Origin of the sequence: Paenibacillus sp. NPDC058177, from assembly GCF_042883835.1 — a bacterium.
GTDB lineage: Bacteria > Bacillota > Bacilli > Paenibacillales > Paenibacillaceae > Paenibacillus_AQ > Paenibacillus_AQ agri.
Map to the genome: position 1 here is coordinate 133,839 of NZ_JBHVVB010000002.1, position 17,489 is coordinate 151,327.

Consider the following 17,489-nt stretch of genomic DNA (forward strand, 5'->3'; position numbering starts at 1 on the left):
CTACTTGCCTTCCCGGACGACCTTGCCGTAGGTTCCTCCGCCACCTGCTGACAATGCAAGTGTACCCGAGCGGGCGGCGACAATGTTTGACGCCAAATCAGTCCCCGCCACTGCGGCGATCTCGTCCTCCCGGGCGGCATGCAAAATATTCATCTCCGTCCCAAACGCGTCCAGCAGAAGCTTCATCTTGGCTTTGCCAAGCCCCGGAATAAATTCAAGCGGCACCTGATAATGGTACGGCGGCCGATATTCTGGCACCTGCGGTGTCTGGCGGTCGGCAATGTCCATAACTCGATCCAGCACACCTTTCACCAGTTTGAGACTCCCGCAGTAAGGACAGCGCTCTGAGGTAGCATAGGCTTCATCAATGATGCTGCCGCAGCCGCCGCAGTACGTCCGGTGGTACTTACCAAGCCGAGGGTTAAGCCCATAATTGGCGCTCACGCTTCGCCCATCCTTCCGTTCCAAGGCCAGACGCAGCTCTGCAAACGAGGGATTGGCCAGCTCCAGTGCGTTATACTCCCGGCCGATTTTGCCCAGAGAGTGAGCGTCAGAGTTGGTCAGAAAAGTGTACGGGTCTAGCTCCGATAGATAACCAGCCATCTCCGAGTCCGCGCTCAGCCCCAGTTCCACGGCCGCAATACGCTCCAAATCAAAAATGTCGGCCATCCGCTCGGCAGAACATCCATATAATCCTTTGTGCGGTGTGAAAATATGGGCCGGAATCAAGATTCCGCCCCGTTCGTAAATCTCGTCCTGCAGCACCTGAGCCGGTGCATACAAACGCTGGGAGCTGAGATTCACATTGGTCATGTGATGGCTCATCCAGTGGCTAAAATCCGCCATGGTCTCTATGTCTGGCATAAAAGCCAAGACATGGCACTCTTTTCGCCCCGGCTCACGAATTTCGATCTCCGAACCAAGCAGGATGGTCGTTCCGCGGTAAGCGATCCCCCCGCCTTCGGCCTCCGTCATCTCGCCCGAGTCCAGTGCACTCCGGATGTCACGCTGCACACCCGGAGAGTGGCAGTCGATGATTCCGATCAGTTCGATGCCCTTGCGTTCAGCGGCCTCCTTGGCAATATTCGCAAAAGTGAGATTGCGGCTACCGCTTATTTTGACAGGCTGACCTTCCGAAGTCCTCCCGATATGGACATGCAGGTCACCATAATAGGTCTTTAGTTCCGGTGTTAGTGCCATTGTCCGGTCAGCGTATACAGATGCCAGGCGTACACGGCCATCATCGTTTTGGCGTCGGCAATACGTCCGTCCGCAATATATTGATACGCTTCCTCCAGTGTCAGCTCCGATACCTCCAGAAACTCATCCTCATCCAAAGCCATCTCTCCAACCTGAGCATTCTCTGTGACATACAGATGAATGATTTCGTCAGCAAAGCCAGGTGAAGTGTAGAACGACTTCAGATGCTTCAGATCGCCGCTATGAAAGCCTGTCTCTTCTTGTAACTCCCGGTGCGCTGCCGTCAGCGGATCTTCACCCGGGTCCAGCTTGCCTGCCGGAATCTCGACCTCGGTCCGAAGCATCGGCTGCCGGTACTGTTCCACCACCAGCAGCTTGTTATTGTTCAGTGCCAGCACTGCAACAGCGCCAGGATGCTTCACGACCTCACGGGTCGCAGTATTTCCATCCGGCAGTTGGACCGTATCCACCTGCAGGGTAATAATCTTCCCATCAAAAATCGGCTGAGTGGACAAGGTTACTTCATCCAGGGCCGGATTGCTGTGTCTTTTTTGATTTTCCATCACATTCTGGTCTCCTTTGTCTCTGTTCTGCATACGGTGTATTATAGCAAACTTATCAGGAAAGAAGGTAACGGACAATGAACAAGTTCTTCAGCCGTACAAGCTCAGCCGCCGTCATGATGGCAGGATCACCAGCGCAAATTAAGGCCATGCTGGCCGAATGGATCGATCGGTACGGAAGGGATATGCCGCTGGCTTACGTCCTCTCTCTGCATGATGAAGCGCGGGTCCGCTCTTCTAAGGCTGGGTAAATAGCCTCTTAATTTATCAAAATGCTAAATAAACTTCTTATAAATAACTTCAAAGACATCAACACCGATGGCGACATTTACGGCTCATGGATAACACATAGATAGCACATGGACTGGACATCGATAGTTACTGAGGTACGTAACTGGATTTCTTCCCGTTAATTCAACTCTTTTGCGCATTCGGAACTGATTAACGGGAAAATTTCCCGCTATTCCAGAGGTTTCAACTAACAAACTAGGCTTGGATCTGAAATAACAGGAGCAAATCCTGTTATTTTTTGTAATGTAACGATTCTGCAGAAATTAGCGGGACTTTTTCCAGTTATTCCATTTAAAATGCAGCTCCCCCACCCCCGAATGCTAACCCAGTGACTACACCTCTTCTGGGTAATCGTAACTATTTCATCTCTTCTCGTAATCCGCAATTACCTCGGAACAAAAATAATGCCCTCCGACTTCCTACTGGGAAGCGAGAGGGCTGAAACGTGTGCTTTCACGTTATTATGGAGCGTGCTTAACCTCTTGGAACCGCCGTATGCGTACCTTCATGTACGGTGGTGTAGGGATGGGGATTATCTGCCCCTCCTACTCTTTTATGTATGTATTCAGGTATTTAGTTTTGCTCGCATTTGCTTTTTCGGACATCACGGTTTCAAAATGAGGTTGATTTACGGCAAACTCGCACAGCGCATTTTCACTAAGTCTCTTGGCCTGCCATATATACGGTGGCTCCCTGATCAATCGTCTTTTTTTCTTACTCCTATGTATATCGGGATGGAATAATGGAGTAGGAGGCTACCCATTAACTGAGTAGCCAACTTCTCACACGACCGTATGTACCGTTCGGTATACGGCGTTCAACCGCATAAGTGCGATTTGCATAGAGCTCGTAATACGTAGGAAAGTCATAATATCCTGCCTGTACGAGCTTTACGTTTGTTATGGAACGAGACAGCACCACCGGGCTTGACTCAACGATAGACCGGTAGCTCAATTTGTTTTATACAACAATTTAATTATCAATTTTATGGAATTTGTAATATAACCAAACCATACCATCGTTCAATTGTTTTACCGAGGTCAGTTCTAACGCTTGTCCGGCTGCCGGCAGCTCTTCCCCTTTTCCTTTGTATTCGAAAATAGAAGGCATACCGGACAGGCCATCGATTCCCGGATATATTAGAAGGCTCAGCTCATCGAGAAGACCAGCTTTCAGGAAATTACCATTAATAATTCCGCCTCCTTCAAGCCTTAACTTCTTGAAGCCAAAATCATTCCCAAGTATCTCCATGGCCTTCGTCATATCTTTACCGTCAGCTCCACTAAACAAGTAAGAGACATTTCGGTCACGCAGATGCTCTAGATAACGATCCGAAACTTGTTCGCTAAGTAAGGCTATGAAGCAATAGTCTGAGTGTTCATCGTACATCACTTTGCCGCCAGGGTCTGTTACGATGAACGTGCGTTTTCCATTTCTTGTACCAACAAAAGGGTTACGGTCCTTCGTGGGCGCTTCGTCGCCATGCTCAAAAGTCTTTAGTGAAAGAAACTCCTGTAGTGTTACGCGCCCAAGAATTGTGGCTTCACCCCCCACTTGCTCAGCGATCTGAAAATAGATATCCAGAACTTCATCACTGCTCTTTCCATCGAACGGTTTGCTGTAACGTGTAACATCAAGCCTGCCATCGACTGTCGATTCCATATGACAAATAATCATTGGTTTCATACATTCATTCCCTCTCTAATTGGATTGTGTAAAATCAAAGCTCACAACACTTCCGTCTCCCTATTTTCTCTTCAGGGGTTTGTACGGAGCGTTCTGAACTCTTAGTTAAGAATAGAACTTTGAACGTAGAAATACACTACACGATCCGGGCAGATTATTGCCTAATTCGCCCATTCTGATTCCGATTTCACACTTTGTTTTAGAGGGATTTGGAAGTGAAATCGCCGCCAAGCGGCGAGTTATATACTACTAATCAAGAAGCATGCCAGCGGCCCTCATCCGGCTGATATCCCGATGCGGAGGCTCACCGAACTCGCGTTTGTATTCCCGGCTAAATTGAGTCGGGCTTTCATAGCCAACTTTGAAGGAAGCGGTAGTCGCATCCAGATTATCGAACAGCATCAGTCGTTGTGCTTCGTATAGACGCAGGCGCTTTTGGAACCGCAACGGGCTGTATGAAGTCACTTTCCGGAAGTGGCGATTGAAGGTGGATTCAGACATGTGAACCTGCTCCGCCAGATTCTCGATTAACAGAGGTTCATGAAAATGATTGCGCAGCCAAGTGATAGCCTGAGCTACCCGATTAATAGGAGTGCCCTGAGTACCAATCGCTCGTAGACACCCGCCAAGGGGACCGATTATCAAGTGATAATGAATCTCCCTTATAATCAGAGGCGCGAGAATCGGTATTCGTTCCGGGTTCTCCAACAAACTGATTAGGCGTAGAAAACAGCCTGCGATTTCCAGCGTTGATGTGGCGGAGCAGATTCCCCAATGGTCATTCGTATCCACTTTGCCATCAAGCGGAACCTCGGTAGCTAATTGGGCAATTTGAGAAATATCCAAAGGCAGGCTCAAAGACAAAAAAGGAGCTTGCGGGGAGGCTTCTATTTCGCTGTTAATACAGGGCATGTCTACGCCGGAGACCATAAACTCTCCTTCACCGTACTCCATTTTCCCATTTCCGAAGATCGTCCTTTTGCGGCCTTGAACAATCAGGCCAATTACTGGTCTATATATATTGCTTTCATCCTGAGTCGGAACGTCTCGCCGGAGTAGTACCAATCCATCCAAGGCTGTGTCTGCCTTCTGCGGTTCTGGCAAAAGGCGCAGAAGTTTTTCTGTCAACTGTTCATAAATCGTATAAATGTCGCTCGATATATTGTCGGATTTCATTTTTCTTCCGTTTAAGGATTCCACAAAAATCACCTCCGTTTTTTTGTTTGAAATTTAATATAGCATAAACGTCCTGAGGAACAATCAATTTGAATGATTTATAATTCAGCTCCACCACTCACATCTTTCTCGTAATTCACAATTACCTCATCACCTTACGCTTGCATCTAGCTGTCTATCCCTACTCCCTTGCAAAAAGAGCTGCTACCTGGACTGGCACAATGCCGGTCAGATAACAGCTCTTTTAGTTAAGCGCAGAGGGGAAGCTGCGGTCAGCCTATCCCTTAATGTTTTCCTGAATGATCGCAACCACCAGTTCGGCGGCTTTAGCGATATCCGCAGCCTTGATCCGCTCTTGGGTTGTGTGAATATGCTCGTAACCAATGGCTAGATTGACTGTCGGTACCTTCAGACCATTGAACACATTGGCATCGCTGCCACCGCCGGAAGCGAATAGGCGGGTCGTCAGGCCAAGCGAGGTGATCGCACGGTCCGCAAGCTGCACAACGGGATCATGCTGGTTGAAGCTGAACGCCGGATAGATCACTTCGCTGCGGAATTCACATTCCGCGCCGTGTTCACGAACGGTTGTCTCCAGCGCTTCGCGCATGGATTCGATCTGCCGGTCCACCTTCTCCTGCACAATACTGCGGGCTTCCGCATCGAGCTGCACATGGTCACAGACAACATTCGTCGGGCCACCGCCGGCGAATTTGCCGATGTTGGCAGTAGTTTCGTTGTCAATTCGACCGAGCTTCATCGCCGAGATTGCTTTGCTCGCCACCTGAATGGCACTGATGCCATCCTCCGGATTGACCCCGGCATGCGCCGACTTTCCGTAGATTTGCATTGTAATTCTCGCCTGAGTCGGTGCAGACACCGCAATCGCGCCTACTTCACCATTGGAGTCAAGCGCAAAGCCAATCTCAGCGTCCAGATGCTTAGGGTCCATAGCTCGAGCGCCCAGCAAACCGGACTCCTCACCCGCTGTGATAACAAATTGAATCTGACCATGCGGCAGACCTTGCTCTTGGATTACCCGGATCGCTTCAAAAAGTGCTGCTAATCCGGCTTTATCATCAGCACCCAGAATCGTGCTTCCGTCACTTGTAATCCAGCCGTCTTCATGCAGGGTTGGCTTAATTCCTTTGCCGGGCACCACTGTGTCCATGTGGCAGGTAAACAGCAGCTTAGGCGCCGTAACCCCTTGAACTGCAGGCCACGTTACAAACAAATTGCCTGCTCCATGTCCTGTCCGCTCCTGGGAGTCATCTTCGACAACCTCCAGACCCAGTGCTTTGAACTTGCTCGTCAACACATCGGCGATTTCCCGTTCATTTCCCGTCTCGCTGTCCACACGGACAAGCTCCATAAATTCCTGTATCAATCGGTCCTGTACAATCACTGGACTTCCCTCTCTTTCACGGATACGTTACAATAGTTTGTAATTGTGATATGTTCATAACTTAAACTAATTCAAAAGGAGTCACTCATGCAACGTCAAAAATGGTTCCGCATCATTATCTACGTTATGCTGATCGCTATGATCGCATCCACCTTGCTGGTTGTCATCGAGCCCTTCCTTGCCGGCTAGTTTCCTGCACAGGCAACGATAATAATAGCGGCCAGGGTTCTCCCGGCCGCTATTTGGACTTGCCATTTTCCCGGACCCATCACACTTAATGTTCATTCCAGGACGATATGGCTTCACTATCAAAAGGAAAATGCTGCAGAAAATAAGGAATTAGCGACTGTGCAACTTCCTCAACTTCCATTACGCGGCCAACGCATTCCTCCAGGGAGGTTACCCCGTACTCCGTAATGCCGCATGGAACAATGCCCTGAAAGCCTTGACGGGCAATTCCGGCAGAAATGTTAAAAGCAAAGCCGTGGCTGGTAATAAAGCCCCTGCGGTGCTTGCTTTTATTAAACTTCACACCGATCGCGCAAATCTTCTCATCGCCTACCCATACCCCTGTATATTCCGGCTTGCGGCTGCCCACAATGCCATGGGAGGCAAGATAATCAATAATTACCGCCTCCAAAGTGCGCAAATAACCATGAAGATCTACTCTGCCCTGTTCCCCCAGCTTCAACAGCGGATAACCGACCAGTTGTCCAGGACCATGATATGTAATATCCCCGCCACGGTCGATTTCAAACAAAGCAATGCCTTGTTCCTGCAGCTGTACGCTGTCCAGAAGAAGGTGCTCAGGATGATTCTGCGATCCGATGGTGTAGGTAGGAGGGTGCTGCAAAAGGATCAACTGCTCCGGCTGCACTCCGCGATCAATCCCTTGCACAAGCTCCTTCTGCAGCTCCCAGGCTGCACCATATTCCATCAATGGTGCATAGGAAATACGCAGCCTGTGGTCATTCAAGTTCTCCATGCGTCAGGTCCCCTTTAGTGAGTCTCTGTATCCTGTGATGGGCCGGGTATGGATCAGTAAAGCTTCGTCTCCGGCGTATAGCCTTCAATATTATCTTTTACACGCTGCAAGAAGCGTCCACAAATCACACCGTCAAGAATCCGGTGATCCAGCGACAGACAGATGTTCGCCATAGAACGCACGGCAATCATGTCGTTGATGACAACGGGCTTTTTCACGATGGATTCAAAGGTCAGGATTGCCGCCTGTGGATAGTTAATTATTGGATAAGACAAAATCGAACCAAATGAGCCGGTATTGTTGACGGTAAAGGTTCCGCCTTGCATGTCGTCGAGACGCAGCTTGCCCTCCCGTGTCTTCTGAGCCAGTTCGTCAATTTCGCGAGCCAGACCAGCGATATTCTTCTGATCAGCCTTCTTAATCACCGGAGTCATTACGGAGTCTTCCGTGCCGACGGCCAGCGAGATGTTAATATCGCGCTTCACGATGATTTTGTTAACGGCCCAGACCGAGTTCATGATCGGATAATCCTTAATTGCACTAACCACTGCTTTCATCATAAACGCCAGGTAAGTCAGATTGATACCTTCCTTGCGCTTGAAATCATCCTTCAGCTTGTTGCGCAAAGCCACGAGATTTGTAACATCCACTTCAATCATGGTCCAGGCATGTGGAATTTCTGACACACTCTGGCGCATTCTGGTCGCAATGGTATTGCGGATCGGTGTGACATCGATCAAGTATTCGGAAGCGCCATTTTGTGCCCCTTCAATTTCAACCGACGGAATACGCGGAGATTCACTCAGATGCAGTCCAGAATGGCGGACTGGCTCATGCGATGCGGATGCACCTTCTGCCATCGGCGGTGCAAATGGAACTGTAGGTGTTGGCGACTGTGCATATGTTGGTGCCTGTGAAGGAGTAGGAGCTGATGCTTGTGGTGCATTTTGCCCAGCAGTAGCGGCCCCTCCAGCTTCCAAATACGACAGCACATCCTTTCGGGTGATGCGTCCGCCCATTCCTGTACCAGTAACCGCAGTTAAATCAATGTTATGCTCCGCTGCCAGCGTCTGAACAGCTGGGGAATAGCGGGCACGCATCGGAGCATCCGCAGATGAAGCAGAAAGCGCAGGTCTGCCAGCAGTCGGAGCCACTGGTGATGCCGGTACTCCCGCAGGAGCTATAGGTTGCGAAGCAGCGCTAGCCGCGGCTGAAGCCGCTTCAGAAGGCGATACAGGTACAGCGATACGACAAATCACTTCTCCTACACTAATCGTCTGGCCTTCCTCAGCCAGAAGCTCACCCATAATTCCATCAACAGTGGATGGAAGCTCAGCGTTTACTTTATCCGTAATAAGTTCACACAACGGCTCATACTGCTCAACCGGATCACCCGGTTTCTTCAGCCATTTGCCGATGGTTGCCGACACAAGCGATTCCGCGAGCTGGGGCATAACCACGTCGGTCAACTTTTGATTGTCAGACATAATTTCACTCCTTAAAAGTTTTACGGAGCCGTGCTTCCTGGGGCTACTCCGCAGTAAAACTCGCTTCGAAAGCATACTCTTAGTTTTACGGAGCCGTGCTTCCTAGAGTTACTCCGCAGTAAAACTTGCTTCGGAAGCATACTCTTAGTTTTACGGAGGTATACTCCCTGGGGCTACTCCGCAGTAAAAACTCGCTTCGAAAGCATCCGCTCCGCAAAGACTAATAAATGTTAGTATTGCGCCAGTCGAAGCATTTCCGCCTTCACTTTGTCCTTGCTAAGCATAAAGAATTTCTCCATTGGCGGGCTGATTGGCATAGCAGGTACATCGGGACCGCAGAGTCTGAAGATTGGCGCATCCAGGTCGAACAGGCAATGCTCGGCAATAATGGCTGCAACCTCGCCGCCTACACCGCCAAATTTGTTGTCTTCATGGACGATCAGCACTTTGCCCGTTTGACGAACTGCTGCGATAATCGCAGCGGTATCGAGTGGCTGCAACGTGCGCAGATCAAGGATATGCGCTGTGATACCCTCCTCACGTTCCAGCTCTTCCGCTGCCTGCATGGCAAAATGCATTGGGAGGCTATAGCCGATAACCGTAATATCGCTACCTTCGCGCAGCAGGTTCGCTTCGCCGATCGGCACTGTGTAGTCACCCTCAGGAACGTCCCCTTTGATCAGCTTGTAGCATTTCTTATGTTCGAAGAACAATACCGGATCAGGGTCACGTACAGCGGCCTTCAGCAGGCCTTTGGCATCATAGGCCGAATAAGGAGCTACAATCTTCAGGCCTGGTGTACCGAAGAAAATGGATTCAGCACACTGTGAATGGTACAACCCCCCGAAGATACCGCCGCCGATAGGCGCACGGATCACCAATGGACAGTCCCAATCATTATTGGAACGGTAACGGATTTTAGCCGCTTCACTAATAATTTGGTTGGTGGCTGGCAGCATGAAATCCGAATACTGCATCTCAGCAATCGGCTTCATACCATACATGGCTGCACCGATGGCAACCCCGGCAATCGCGGATTCCGCAAGTGGTGTATCCAGCACACGCTCTTCACCGAACTGTTCCTGAAGGCCCTTGGTCGTCGTGAACACGCCGCCCTTCACGCCTACATCCTCACCCAGTACGAACACGGAGTCATCACGCTCCATCTCTTCCTTCATCGCCAGCCGAATAGCGTCAATATATTCCATCATAGCCATCGCTTATACCCCTCCTTGTGACTGGGAATCGCTGTACACATGCAGCAGCGTTTCTTCCGGTTTCGGGAACGGTGCATTGTCGGCGTATTCAATAGCTTCTTTCAGCTCCAGATTGTACTCTGCAACGAGATCGCGTTCCTGCTCCTCACTCCACAGTCCCAGAGCTGTCAAATAATCGCGGAAACGGGCTACGCCGTCCTTTTTCCAGTTCTCGTCAACCTCTTCCTTCGTCCGGTAAGCCAGATCGTTGTCAGAAGTCGAGTGTGGTCCGAGACGATACATCATCGCTTCAATCAAGGTAGGACCTTCACCCGCCAGCGCACGTTCGCGGGCTTCCTTCACCACTCGATATACTTCCAGCGGATCGTTACCGTCAACACGAATACCCGGGAATCCGTAACCTAGCGCGCGGTCGCTGACCTTCCCGCCAAGCTGGCGGTGGGCTGGAATGGAGATGGCGTACTGGTTGTTCTCGCACATAATAATAACCGGAAGCTTGTTGACCCCAGCAAAGTTGCACGCTTCATGAAAATCCCCCTGGTTACTGGAGCCTTCACCAAAGGTAACAAAAGAAACAAACGGCTTCTTCTGCATCTTGGCAGCCAGCGCAAAGCCAACCGCATGTGGTACCTGAGTCGTTACCGGACTTGAGCCGGTCACGATCCGCAGGCGTTTGCTGCCGAAATGACCCGGCATCTGCCGGCCACCGCTATTGGGGTCTTCCGCTTTAGCGAAGACAGACAACATCAATTCACGCACCGTCATTCCTACTGAGAGCACAAAAGCATAATCACGGTAATATGGCAAAAAATAATCGTTCTGCCGGTCCAGTGCAAAAGCGGCTGCAACCTGAGCCGCCTCCTGGCCGATACCAGAGACATGGAAGTTGATCTTCCCGGCGCGCTGCAACAGCAGGCTGCGCTCATCGTATTTGCGAGAGAGCTGCATATATCTGTACATATCAATGACCTGGCCGTCGCTGAGTCCAAGCTGCTTATGTCGGTTAACCGTTTCTACAGTACCTTGCAATTCCATAAGTGAGGTACCTCCTAAAGTTTGGTAAGCGCAACTTCTTTCAGCTCCTTCATCCGAAACGGCTTTGGAAGCATACGCTTGTTCATGTATCCTCAAATCTTAGACTGTTTTAGGACCACCTATACCCTGATCTTAAAACCAGGTACTAAGACTTGGCTTGAGTCTATTATAATCCCAACTTACTCAAAAAGAAAAGCCGGAAATAAACGTTTGACAGCCCTTTTGAAGCCGTTTGGGCAGCAGAACCCATTCTCTGCTGTCCCTCAAGTCCCTCGCAGCCCATTTTACAAGCCAATTGCTTTACCATCCACTGCCAACATGGCTTCGCCCACGATCTCCGACAACGTCGGATGCGCATGGATCGCCTCGCCGACTTCCCATGGCGTCGCGTCCAGCAGCTGGGCCAGCGCCGCTTCCCCGATCAGATCGGTCACATGCGGCCCGATCATCTGCACACCCAGAATGTCACGGCTGCTGCGATCAGCCACAACCTTTACGAACCCGTCTTGCAGGCCATATACAATAGCTTTGCCAATGGCCGAGAAAGGAAACTTGCCAGTGACAACATCATGCCCTAAAGCCTTAGCTTCCTTTTCCGTATAACCGACACTTGCAACCTCAGGCCGTGTGTACACACAGCGGGGAACAAGGTGGGGATGATACGGATGAAGCAGCTCCCCGGCTAGATGATTCACGGCCCGGATGCCTTCATGGCTGGCCGCATGGGCCAGCTGCAATCCGCCAATGCAGTCACCGATCGCATAGATATGCGGTTCGCTGGTCTGCATGTTGGCGTTGACGGAGATAACACCCTTCTCTACGCGGATGTCTGTGTTCTCTAGACCAATATTCTCCACATTGGCTACCCGTCCTACGGATACGAGCAGCTTCTCCGCTGTCAGAACCTGCCGCTGCTCACCTTTAGTTGCTTCGATGGACAGCGTATCCCCGCTGCTGCTAAAGCTCTCTGCATCCACAGTCGTACCTGTCAGAATCTTAACGCCTCTTTTCTTCAGAAGGCGCTGCAGTTCACGTGCCACTTCCTCATCTTCCTGCGGCAGAAGCTGGTTTGCGGCCTCCACCACTGTCACGTCCACACCGAAATCAGCCAGCATGGAAGCCCATTCTACACCAATAACTCCGCCGCCGACGATGATCATCGAAGCAGGGAGCTCTTCCAGCGTCAAGGCTTCTTCACTGCTGAGGATCATCTTGCCGTCAGGCTGAAGTCCTGGCAGAACACGCGGACGGGAACCGGTAGCGATAATGAGATGCTCTGAGACAACGGTCTCCATCTCGCCATCTTCCAGCTCCACCGCCACGGCACCACTGCGTGGAGAAAAAATAGAAGGGCCAGTGACGCGCCCTTTCCCTTTGATGACTTGTATTTTATTTTTGCGCATCAGATACTGTACGCCTTGATGAAGTTGATCGACTACGGATTCCTTACGCTGCTGTACTTTTGGGAATACAAGCTTTACGCCATTAGTCTCAATGCCGTAGCTTTCGCTCTCCTGTATTTCCGCGTACACCTCGGCGCTGCGCAAGAGCGACTTGCTTGGAATACAGCCACGATGCAGGCAGGTTCCGCCCAGTTTGTCCATTTCGATGACGACAACAGATTTCCCCAATTGTGCAGCACGGATTGCGGCCACATAACCCCCGGTTCCCCCACCTAGCACTGCCACGTCGCATGAAATTGTCATGATATGTATCCTCCAGTCATTACACTTAGCTTTGAATGTTAATCTACTACATTGTACTCCCTTTTTAGCCTATTACAAAATGTATATTCGTCATATGTCAATGGACTTTTATAGATTGAAGCGTTATCATAATGTTGAACTTACAGCGCCTAGAAGGGTAGGAGACACTTATGAGACTGCTCATTTCACGCTTTATTGCCATCCTTATCCTTGTAATTCCCGGCCTTGTCGCCATGAAGGGCTTTCTCATGATGAAGGATGATATCTTCGACTATTACTCCATGCATGGAGATGATAGTGTTACTCCGGTATTCGCCTGGCTTCATTTTGGCGGGGGACTGGTGCTGTTCGCAGCAGGCATGACTTTCCTCGGCGGCTGGATTCTCACCCGTGACCGCAAACGCAATTACGTCGGCCCCCGTTTTCGGGAGAAGCAGAAGGCTGAAGAAACAACACCGTGAAACATGGCTCACTTACCCATCTAGCAGCATTTTTTCATCCTATATTTCTTGAAATTTTCAAGCGAAATTAGGATACATACAAAAGATCAGGCGTTTCTAGTGAAGGTAAGGCTTTAATATGCAAATCTCCCATCGCCTGTACAAGTTGTCTTAACAGTGGAAAATGGTCCGCCTCGCAATTAAGTGCATTTTTGTATCTTATTTTTCTTCAATTTAGGGAAAAGAAGAACATAAGGGCATTATTGTATCTTAATTTTCAAAAAAGCACGCTAAACGGGGTATTCTGGAAGATTTAAGGTACAATATTGCACTTAATTCCCACTAAGCCTTAGCTACAGAGTATTTAAGGTACAAAAATGCCGTTAATTGCAGTTCGTTAGCCAAACTTCGTTAGTCTCTCTTCGTAAATCATTATTTCAATACGTTCCACATATTTGTTTTCTCAAAAAACTCCCAAACGTTAACACATCAAATAAGAGGCTCCCCGTGACTGCGCAAATGCGCCTTCGGAGAGCCTCTTTTGTTGCTCTATATGACGTACTTAAGATACGAACTTAAGATCCGGACTTAAGTCACAACATAAGACTCGGTCGGCCCTACGGTGGATGTTTGGACTTTTGGCCGATGATGTCCTCAGGTCAGTTAACAGCTGCTTTACGCTGACCCTGTACCAGTTCCTGGTACAGTCCCTCTTCCTGTAGCAGCTTCTCATGGGCGCCTTGCTGGATCAACCTGCCGCCCCGCAAGACAAGAATACGGTCCGCTGCACGAATCGTGTTCAAGCGGTGGGCGATGACAAAGCTGGTTCTGCCCTTCATCAGCGCCTGCAAGCCTTCCTGAATTTTGACCTCTGTCACCGTATCGATGCTGCTCGTCGCTTCATCCAGGATAAGCATGGCCGGGTCGGCCAGAATGGCTCTCGCAATCGCCAGCAGTTGCTTCTGCCCTTGACTGATTCCACTGCCATCTGCAGACAGCATTCGATCATAACCGCCAGGCATCCGCATGATGAAGGAATGCGCATTGGCCAGCTTCGCTGCCTGCTCGACTTCCTCATCGGTAGCATCCAGCTTACCGTAGCGGATATTGTCCCGGATGCTGCCCTTGAAGAGAAAGGAATCCTGCAAAACAAAAGCCATATGCCCGCGCAGACTCTCGCGCTTGATCGAGGTGATATCCCTGCCGTCTATCATAATCCGGCCTTCGCTCGGATCGTAGAAGCGGGATAACAGGCCGATTAGCGTTGTTTTTCCAGCACCTGTCGGCCCCACCAAGGCAATCATCTCGCCGGGCTTCGCCTCGAAGCTGATATTCTGCAGCGTATCACCTTCTCCGTCATAGGAAAAAGCCACCTCGCTGAATTGGACGGCCCCTGCTACATGCTCCAGTGCGATAGCCGCTCCTTCATCGCTGGCCTCAGTCTCCTCGTCCAGCACCTCAAATACCCGTTCAGCCCCAGCCACAGCGGATAGCAGCGTATTCCACTGGTTCGCCAAATCGTTAAGCGGCCGGGTGAATTGGCGGGTGTATTCCACAAATACGAGAATAACACCAACCGAGATGGAGCCATGGATTGCCAGCAATCCGCCGACTCCGGCGACAATGGCAAAGCTCAGGTTGTTGAGCCCGTTCATCAGCTTCGGAATGAAGCCGGAGATCGACTGTGCCCAGTACCCGGAGAGCATGATCCGGTTATTCCGTTCACGGAAGCCCTGGATCACTCTGGTTTCCTGGGAGAAGGCCTTAATAATCCGTTGGCCGGACAAGGTTTCTTCAATGTAGCCGTTCAGTTCACCCATATTGCGCTGCCGTTCCTTGAAAAGCGGACCTGTGCGCCGCGTAATCCAGCGCATGCCAAACAGCATTAATGGCACCACAATAAACGTTAACAGGGTAAGCAGCGGGCTAAGCCACAGCATAACGACCACTGTTCCCACCAGTGTAAGTACACTGGAAAAAATCTGGATCGCCGAGCTGTTTAGCGTAGAGCTGACATTCTCGATATCATTGGTCAGACGGCTCATAATCTCGCCCTGCTGTCTGCGGTTAAAAAACGAGATTGGCAGCCTGTGGAGATAAGCGAACAGTTCGGTTCGCATCCGGTAGATCGTCTCCTGAGCCACCTCGATCATCCAGATATTTTGCAGCCAAGAGGTTAGTGAATAGAGGATATATACTAGCGACAGTCCGCCGAGGAAGATTCCCCAGGACCGGCCCCCTGCGCCTTCCAGATAATCGTCCACCGCCATTCCGATCATGTAAGGACCTAGCAGCGACAAGCCCGAGCTGAGGATTACCATAAATAACACCAGTCCCAGCTTGGCTTTGCGCACAGCAAGGTAGCTCCAGAGCCGTTTCAGAGTACCGGACCAGTCCTTGGCTTTACCCTTGGGCTTGCGTCCGGAAGGTGTCCCGAATCCGCTACCCGCCCCCAGTTCGATGTCCGGCTTCGGATGGCGGAACGCTTCAAGTAAGGCTTTCAACATGTTGCTCCGCCTCCCCTGTCTGTGATTCAAGAATGGTCCGGTACAGCTTCGAACTGGCCATCAGCTCAGCATGTGAACCGCGCCCAATCAAACGACCTTCATCCAATAGCAGAATCAAATCTGCAGATACTGTAGAGCTGATCTTCTGAGTAATCAGGAATGTTGTACAGGACATTTCCTTCAAAGCCTGAAGCAGCAAGCCTTCGGTCACCGCGTCCAGCGCACTTGTACTATCATCAAGAATCAGTATCGCCGGCTTGCGGACAAGTGCCCGAGCAATCGTCAGCCGCTGCTTCTGACCACCGGACAGATTAACGCCCCGTTGTCCCAGCAGTGTATCGTAGCCTTTCGGCAGATTAGCGATCGTCTCATGAATCTGGGCCGCTGCTGCCGCCTGCTCAATCTCCTCCTGGGTGGCATGCTCATTGCCCCAGGCGATGTTCTCCCGCACCGTGCCGCTGAAGAGCAGCACTTCCTGTGGAACATAACCGATCGCGCCGCGAAGCTTATTGAGATCCAGTTTGGCGGAGTTCACTCCATCCACTGTGATCATCCCGCCACTCTCTTCATAGAGACGGGGGATCAGTCCAACGAGCGAGGATTTTCCGGAACCGGTAGCGCCCATAATAGCCACTCGTTGCCCTGGCTGCACCGCAAACGACACATCCTCCAGCACAGCGATCTCGCTGCCCGGATAGCGGAAGCTCACTCCGTCGAAAACAACACTGCCCTTGATCGCTGCAGCAGAATGATTAGCATTCCCTGAGTTTGGTGTCGCATGTGATAAAAAGCCCAACGCTCCTGCCGTCCCGTCCGAAGCCGGGTTGCCGGCGGCCATGACCTCCCCAATCCGCTGTGAGGACGCGCGGGCGCGGGAGAAGGTCACCACAATCCAAGACAGTGCGGATAATGCTCCGATCGTCCGCAGTGAATAATTGATAACTGCAACTGTCTCTCCCAAGGTGGCACTTCCTGTAGAAATATCCACACGCCCGAACCATAGAACAGCCACAATTGCAGCATTTACAATCAATAGAATGAAGGGCATCGTAGTCTCTGTGAGACGAAGTGCAGATATCGTTGTTTTCATCAAATTGCCGCTAAAGTTAGCAAAACGGCCAATCTCATGGCCCATCCGTACAAAGACCCGAATCAGGCGAATACCTGTCAGATTTTCCTGAATGACACTGTTTACGCCGTCAAGCCGGTTCTGAACCTTACGGAACAGCGCCGAGGCTTTTTTCATCACCCAATATAAAAAAACGATCAGAATGGGCAACGTTACTGCCAACAGCAGGCCCAGCTTAAAATGCACGACCAGCGCCATAATCACACTGCCCAATACTACGAGCGGAACCCGGGTCATAAAACGCAGGCTCATGAACACCGTATCCTGTAGCTGGGACACATCAACGGTCAGACGGGTAATCAGCGACGAGGTGGCAAAGCGGTTAAACACTTCATACGTGAAGCCTTGTACCTTCTCATACAACCGATCCCGCAGATCGAAGGCAAAGCTCTGACTGGCATGTGAAGCGAGAAAAGAACTAAGTACACCAGCTATAAATGCCAGGACTGCGCTACCAATGAGCACTCCACCCCATAGCCACACCACCGATGCCTTCTGCTCCCTGATTCCGTCATCAATAATCTTGGAAATCAGGAGGGGCTGGGACAATTCCACAGCTAGCTCAATGACCATCATGACCAGTGCAGCAATGGAGGCAACTCTGTATTTTTTGAGAAAAGAAAAAATTATGTCCATAAGCATTTCCTCCGTAATATTCCATT

Annotated in this window: 15 protein-coding genes; 3 read left to right on the forward strand and 12 right to left on the reverse strand. The window is 50.6% G+C overall.

The features are described 5' to 3' along the window. Together ACFVU8_RS10645 and ACFVU8_RS10650 are read right to left on the reverse strand one after the other, a co-directional pair. The gene (locus tag ACFVU8_RS10645) at positions 1-1,200 is read right to left on the reverse strand and encodes an endonuclease Q family protein (RefSeq protein WP_387427328.1); all 1,200 of its coding nucleotides are present in this window, start codon (positions 1,198-1,200) and stop codon (positions 1-3) included. Further along, the gene (locus tag ACFVU8_RS10650) at positions 1,191-1,763 is read right to left on the reverse strand and encodes an NUDIX hydrolase (RefSeq protein ID WP_083205011.1); all 573 of its coding nucleotides are present in this window, start codon (positions 1,761-1,763) and stop codon (positions 1,191-1,193) included. The genes ACFVU8_RS10645 and ACFVU8_RS10650 overlap by 10 nt, the downstream gene beginning before the upstream one ends. 77 nt (positions 1,764-1,840) lie before the next feature. Here ACFVU8_RS10650 and ACFVU8_RS10655 point away from each other — a divergent pair, with 77 nt between their 5' ends. Continuing rightward, positions 1,841-2,014, forward strand: a complete 174-nt coding sequence (locus ACFVU8_RS10655) for a hypothetical protein (protein ID WP_379465629.1) — start codon at positions 1,841-1,843, stop codon at positions 2,012-2,014. Between the two features lie 1,012 nt (positions 2,015-3,026). Here the strand turns inward: ACFVU8_RS10655 and ACFVU8_RS10660 are convergent. From ACFVU8_RS10660 to ACFVU8_RS10670, 3 genes are all read right to left on the reverse strand, one after another. After that, entirely contained in the window at positions 3,027-3,740 is a 714-nt protein-coding gene (locus ACFVU8_RS10660; RefSeq protein WP_387427329.1) for a dihydrofolate reductase family protein, read from the reverse strand. A gap of 249 nt (positions 3,741-3,989) precedes the next feature. Next, a complete protein-coding gene (locus tag ACFVU8_RS10665) occupies positions 3,990-4,940 on the reverse strand; it encodes an AraC family transcriptional regulator (protein WP_387427330.1) in 951 nt (316 codons plus the stop codon). Positions 4,941-5,193: 253 nt separating this feature from the next. After that, the gene (locus ACFVU8_RS10670; RefSeq protein WP_387427331.1) at positions 5,194-6,321 is read right to left on the reverse strand and encodes a M20/M25/M40 family metallo-hydrolase; all 1,128 of its coding nucleotides are present in this window, start codon (positions 6,319-6,321) and stop codon (positions 5,194-5,196) included. Positions 6,322-6,408: 87 nt separating this feature from the next. Here ACFVU8_RS10670 and prli42 point away from each other — a divergent pair, with 87 nt between their 5' ends. Further along, positions 6,409-6,510, forward strand: coding sequence for a stressosome-associated protein Prli42 (gene prli42 / locus ACFVU8_RS10675; protein ID WP_139084594.1), 102 nt, complete (start codon positions 6,409-6,411; stop codon positions 6,508-6,510). An 85-nt stretch (positions 6,511-6,595) separates the two neighbouring features. Here the strand turns inward: prli42 and lipB are convergent, their stop codons facing one another. The 5 genes from lipB to lpdA all read right to left on the reverse strand — a co-directional run bounded on the left by lipB (position 6,596) and on the right by lpdA (position 12,751). Then, on the reverse strand, positions 6,596-7,297 hold the full coding sequence (gene lipB, locus ACFVU8_RS10680) for a lipoyl(octanoyl) transferase LipB (protein ID WP_387428001.1): 702 nt from the start codon (positions 7,295-7,297) through the stop codon (positions 6,596-6,598). A 62-nt stretch (positions 7,298-7,359) separates the two neighbouring features. Next, entirely contained in the window at positions 7,360-8,793 is a 1,434-nt protein-coding gene (locus ACFVU8_RS10685) for a dihydrolipoamide acetyltransferase family protein (RefSeq protein ID WP_387427333.1), read from the reverse strand. 230 nt (positions 8,794-9,023) lie between these two features. Then, entirely contained in the window at positions 9,024-10,010 is a 987-nt protein-coding gene (locus ACFVU8_RS10690; protein ID WP_175373093.1) for an alpha-ketoacid dehydrogenase subunit beta, read from the reverse strand. Between the two features lie 3 nt (positions 10,011-10,013). Then, complete coding sequence (locus tag ACFVU8_RS10695) at positions 10,014-11,045, reverse strand: thiamine pyrophosphate-dependent dehydrogenase E1 component subunit alpha (protein ID WP_175373092.1); 1,032 nt, start codon at positions 11,043-11,045, stop codon at positions 10,014-10,016. 284 nt (positions 11,046-11,329) lie between these two features. Then, entirely contained in the window at positions 11,330-12,751 is a 1,422-nt protein-coding gene (lpdA, locus tag ACFVU8_RS10700; RefSeq protein WP_387427334.1) for a dihydrolipoyl dehydrogenase, read from the reverse strand. 170 nt (positions 12,752-12,921) lie between these two features. Between lpdA and ACFVU8_RS10705 the strand changes: the two genes are divergently transcribed. Further along, a complete protein-coding gene (locus ACFVU8_RS10705) occupies positions 12,922-13,212 on the forward strand; it encodes a DUF2627 domain-containing protein (protein WP_175373090.1) in 291 nt (96 codons plus the stop codon). Between the two features lie 638 nt (positions 13,213-13,850). Here ACFVU8_RS10705 and ACFVU8_RS10710 read toward each other — a convergent pair. Beyond that, on the reverse strand, positions 13,851-15,698 hold the full coding sequence (locus ACFVU8_RS10710) for an ABC transporter ATP-binding protein (RefSeq protein ID WP_387427336.1): 1,848 nt from the start codon (positions 15,696-15,698) through the stop codon (positions 13,851-13,853). Beyond that, positions 15,679-17,463: an ABC transporter ATP-binding protein gene (locus tag ACFVU8_RS10715; RefSeq protein ID WP_387427338.1), complete on the reverse strand. Its 1,785-nt coding sequence runs from the start codon at positions 17,461-17,463 to the stop codon at positions 15,679-15,681. The genes ACFVU8_RS10710 and ACFVU8_RS10715 overlap by 20 nt, the downstream gene beginning before the upstream one ends. Between the last annotated feature and the right edge of the window lie 26 nt (positions 17,464-17,489).

What these genes read in the sequence shown, in the direction of transcription:
- ACFVU8_RS10690 (WP_175373093.1), bottom strand. Translation starts at nt 10,010, where the DNA reads ATGGCTATGATGGAATATATTGACGCTATTCGGCTGGCGATGAAGGAA.
- ACFVU8_RS10685 (WP_387427333.1), bottom strand. Translation starts at nt 8,793, where the DNA reads ATGTCTGACAATCAAAAGTTGACCGACGTGGTTATGCCCCAGCTCGCG.
- ACFVU8_RS10710 (WP_387427336.1), bottom strand. Translation starts at nt 15,698, where the DNA reads ATGTTGAAAGCCTTACTTGAAGCGTTCCGCCATCCGAAGCCGGACATC.
- ACFVU8_RS10715 (WP_387427338.1), bottom strand. Translation starts at nt 17,463, where the DNA reads ATGGACATAATTTTTTCTTTTCTCAAAAAATACAGAGTTGCCTCCATT.
- lpdA (WP_387427334.1), bottom strand. Translation starts at nt 12,751, where the DNA reads ATGACAATTTCATGCGACGTGGCAGTGCTAGGTGGGGGAACCGGGGGT.
- prli42 (WP_139084594.1), top strand. Translation starts at nt 6,409, where the DNA reads ATGCAACGTCAAAAATGGTTCCGCATCATTATCTACGTTATGCTGATC.
- ACFVU8_RS10705 (WP_175373090.1), top strand. Translation starts at nt 12,922, where the DNA reads ATGAGACTGCTCATTTCACGCTTTATTGCCATCCTTATCCTTGTAATT.
- ACFVU8_RS10660 (WP_387427329.1), bottom strand. Translation starts at nt 3,740, where the DNA reads ATGAAACCAATGATTATTTGTCATATGGAATCGACAGTCGATGGCAGG.
- ACFVU8_RS10645 (WP_387427328.1), bottom strand. Translation starts at nt 1,200, where the DNA reads ATGGCACTAACACCGGAACTAAAGACCTATTATGGTGACCTGCATGTC.
- ACFVU8_RS10650 (WP_083205011.1), bottom strand. Translation starts at nt 1,763, where the DNA reads ATGGAAAATCAAAAAAGACACAGCAATCCGGCCCTGGATGAAGTAACC.
- ACFVU8_RS10695 (WP_175373092.1), bottom strand. Translation starts at nt 11,045, where the DNA reads ATGGAATTGCAAGGTACTGTAGAAACGGTTAACCGACATAAGCAGCTT.
- ACFVU8_RS10655 (WP_379465629.1), top strand. Translation starts at nt 1,841, where the DNA reads ATGAACAAGTTCTTCAGCCGTACAAGCTCAGCCGCCGTCATGATGGCA.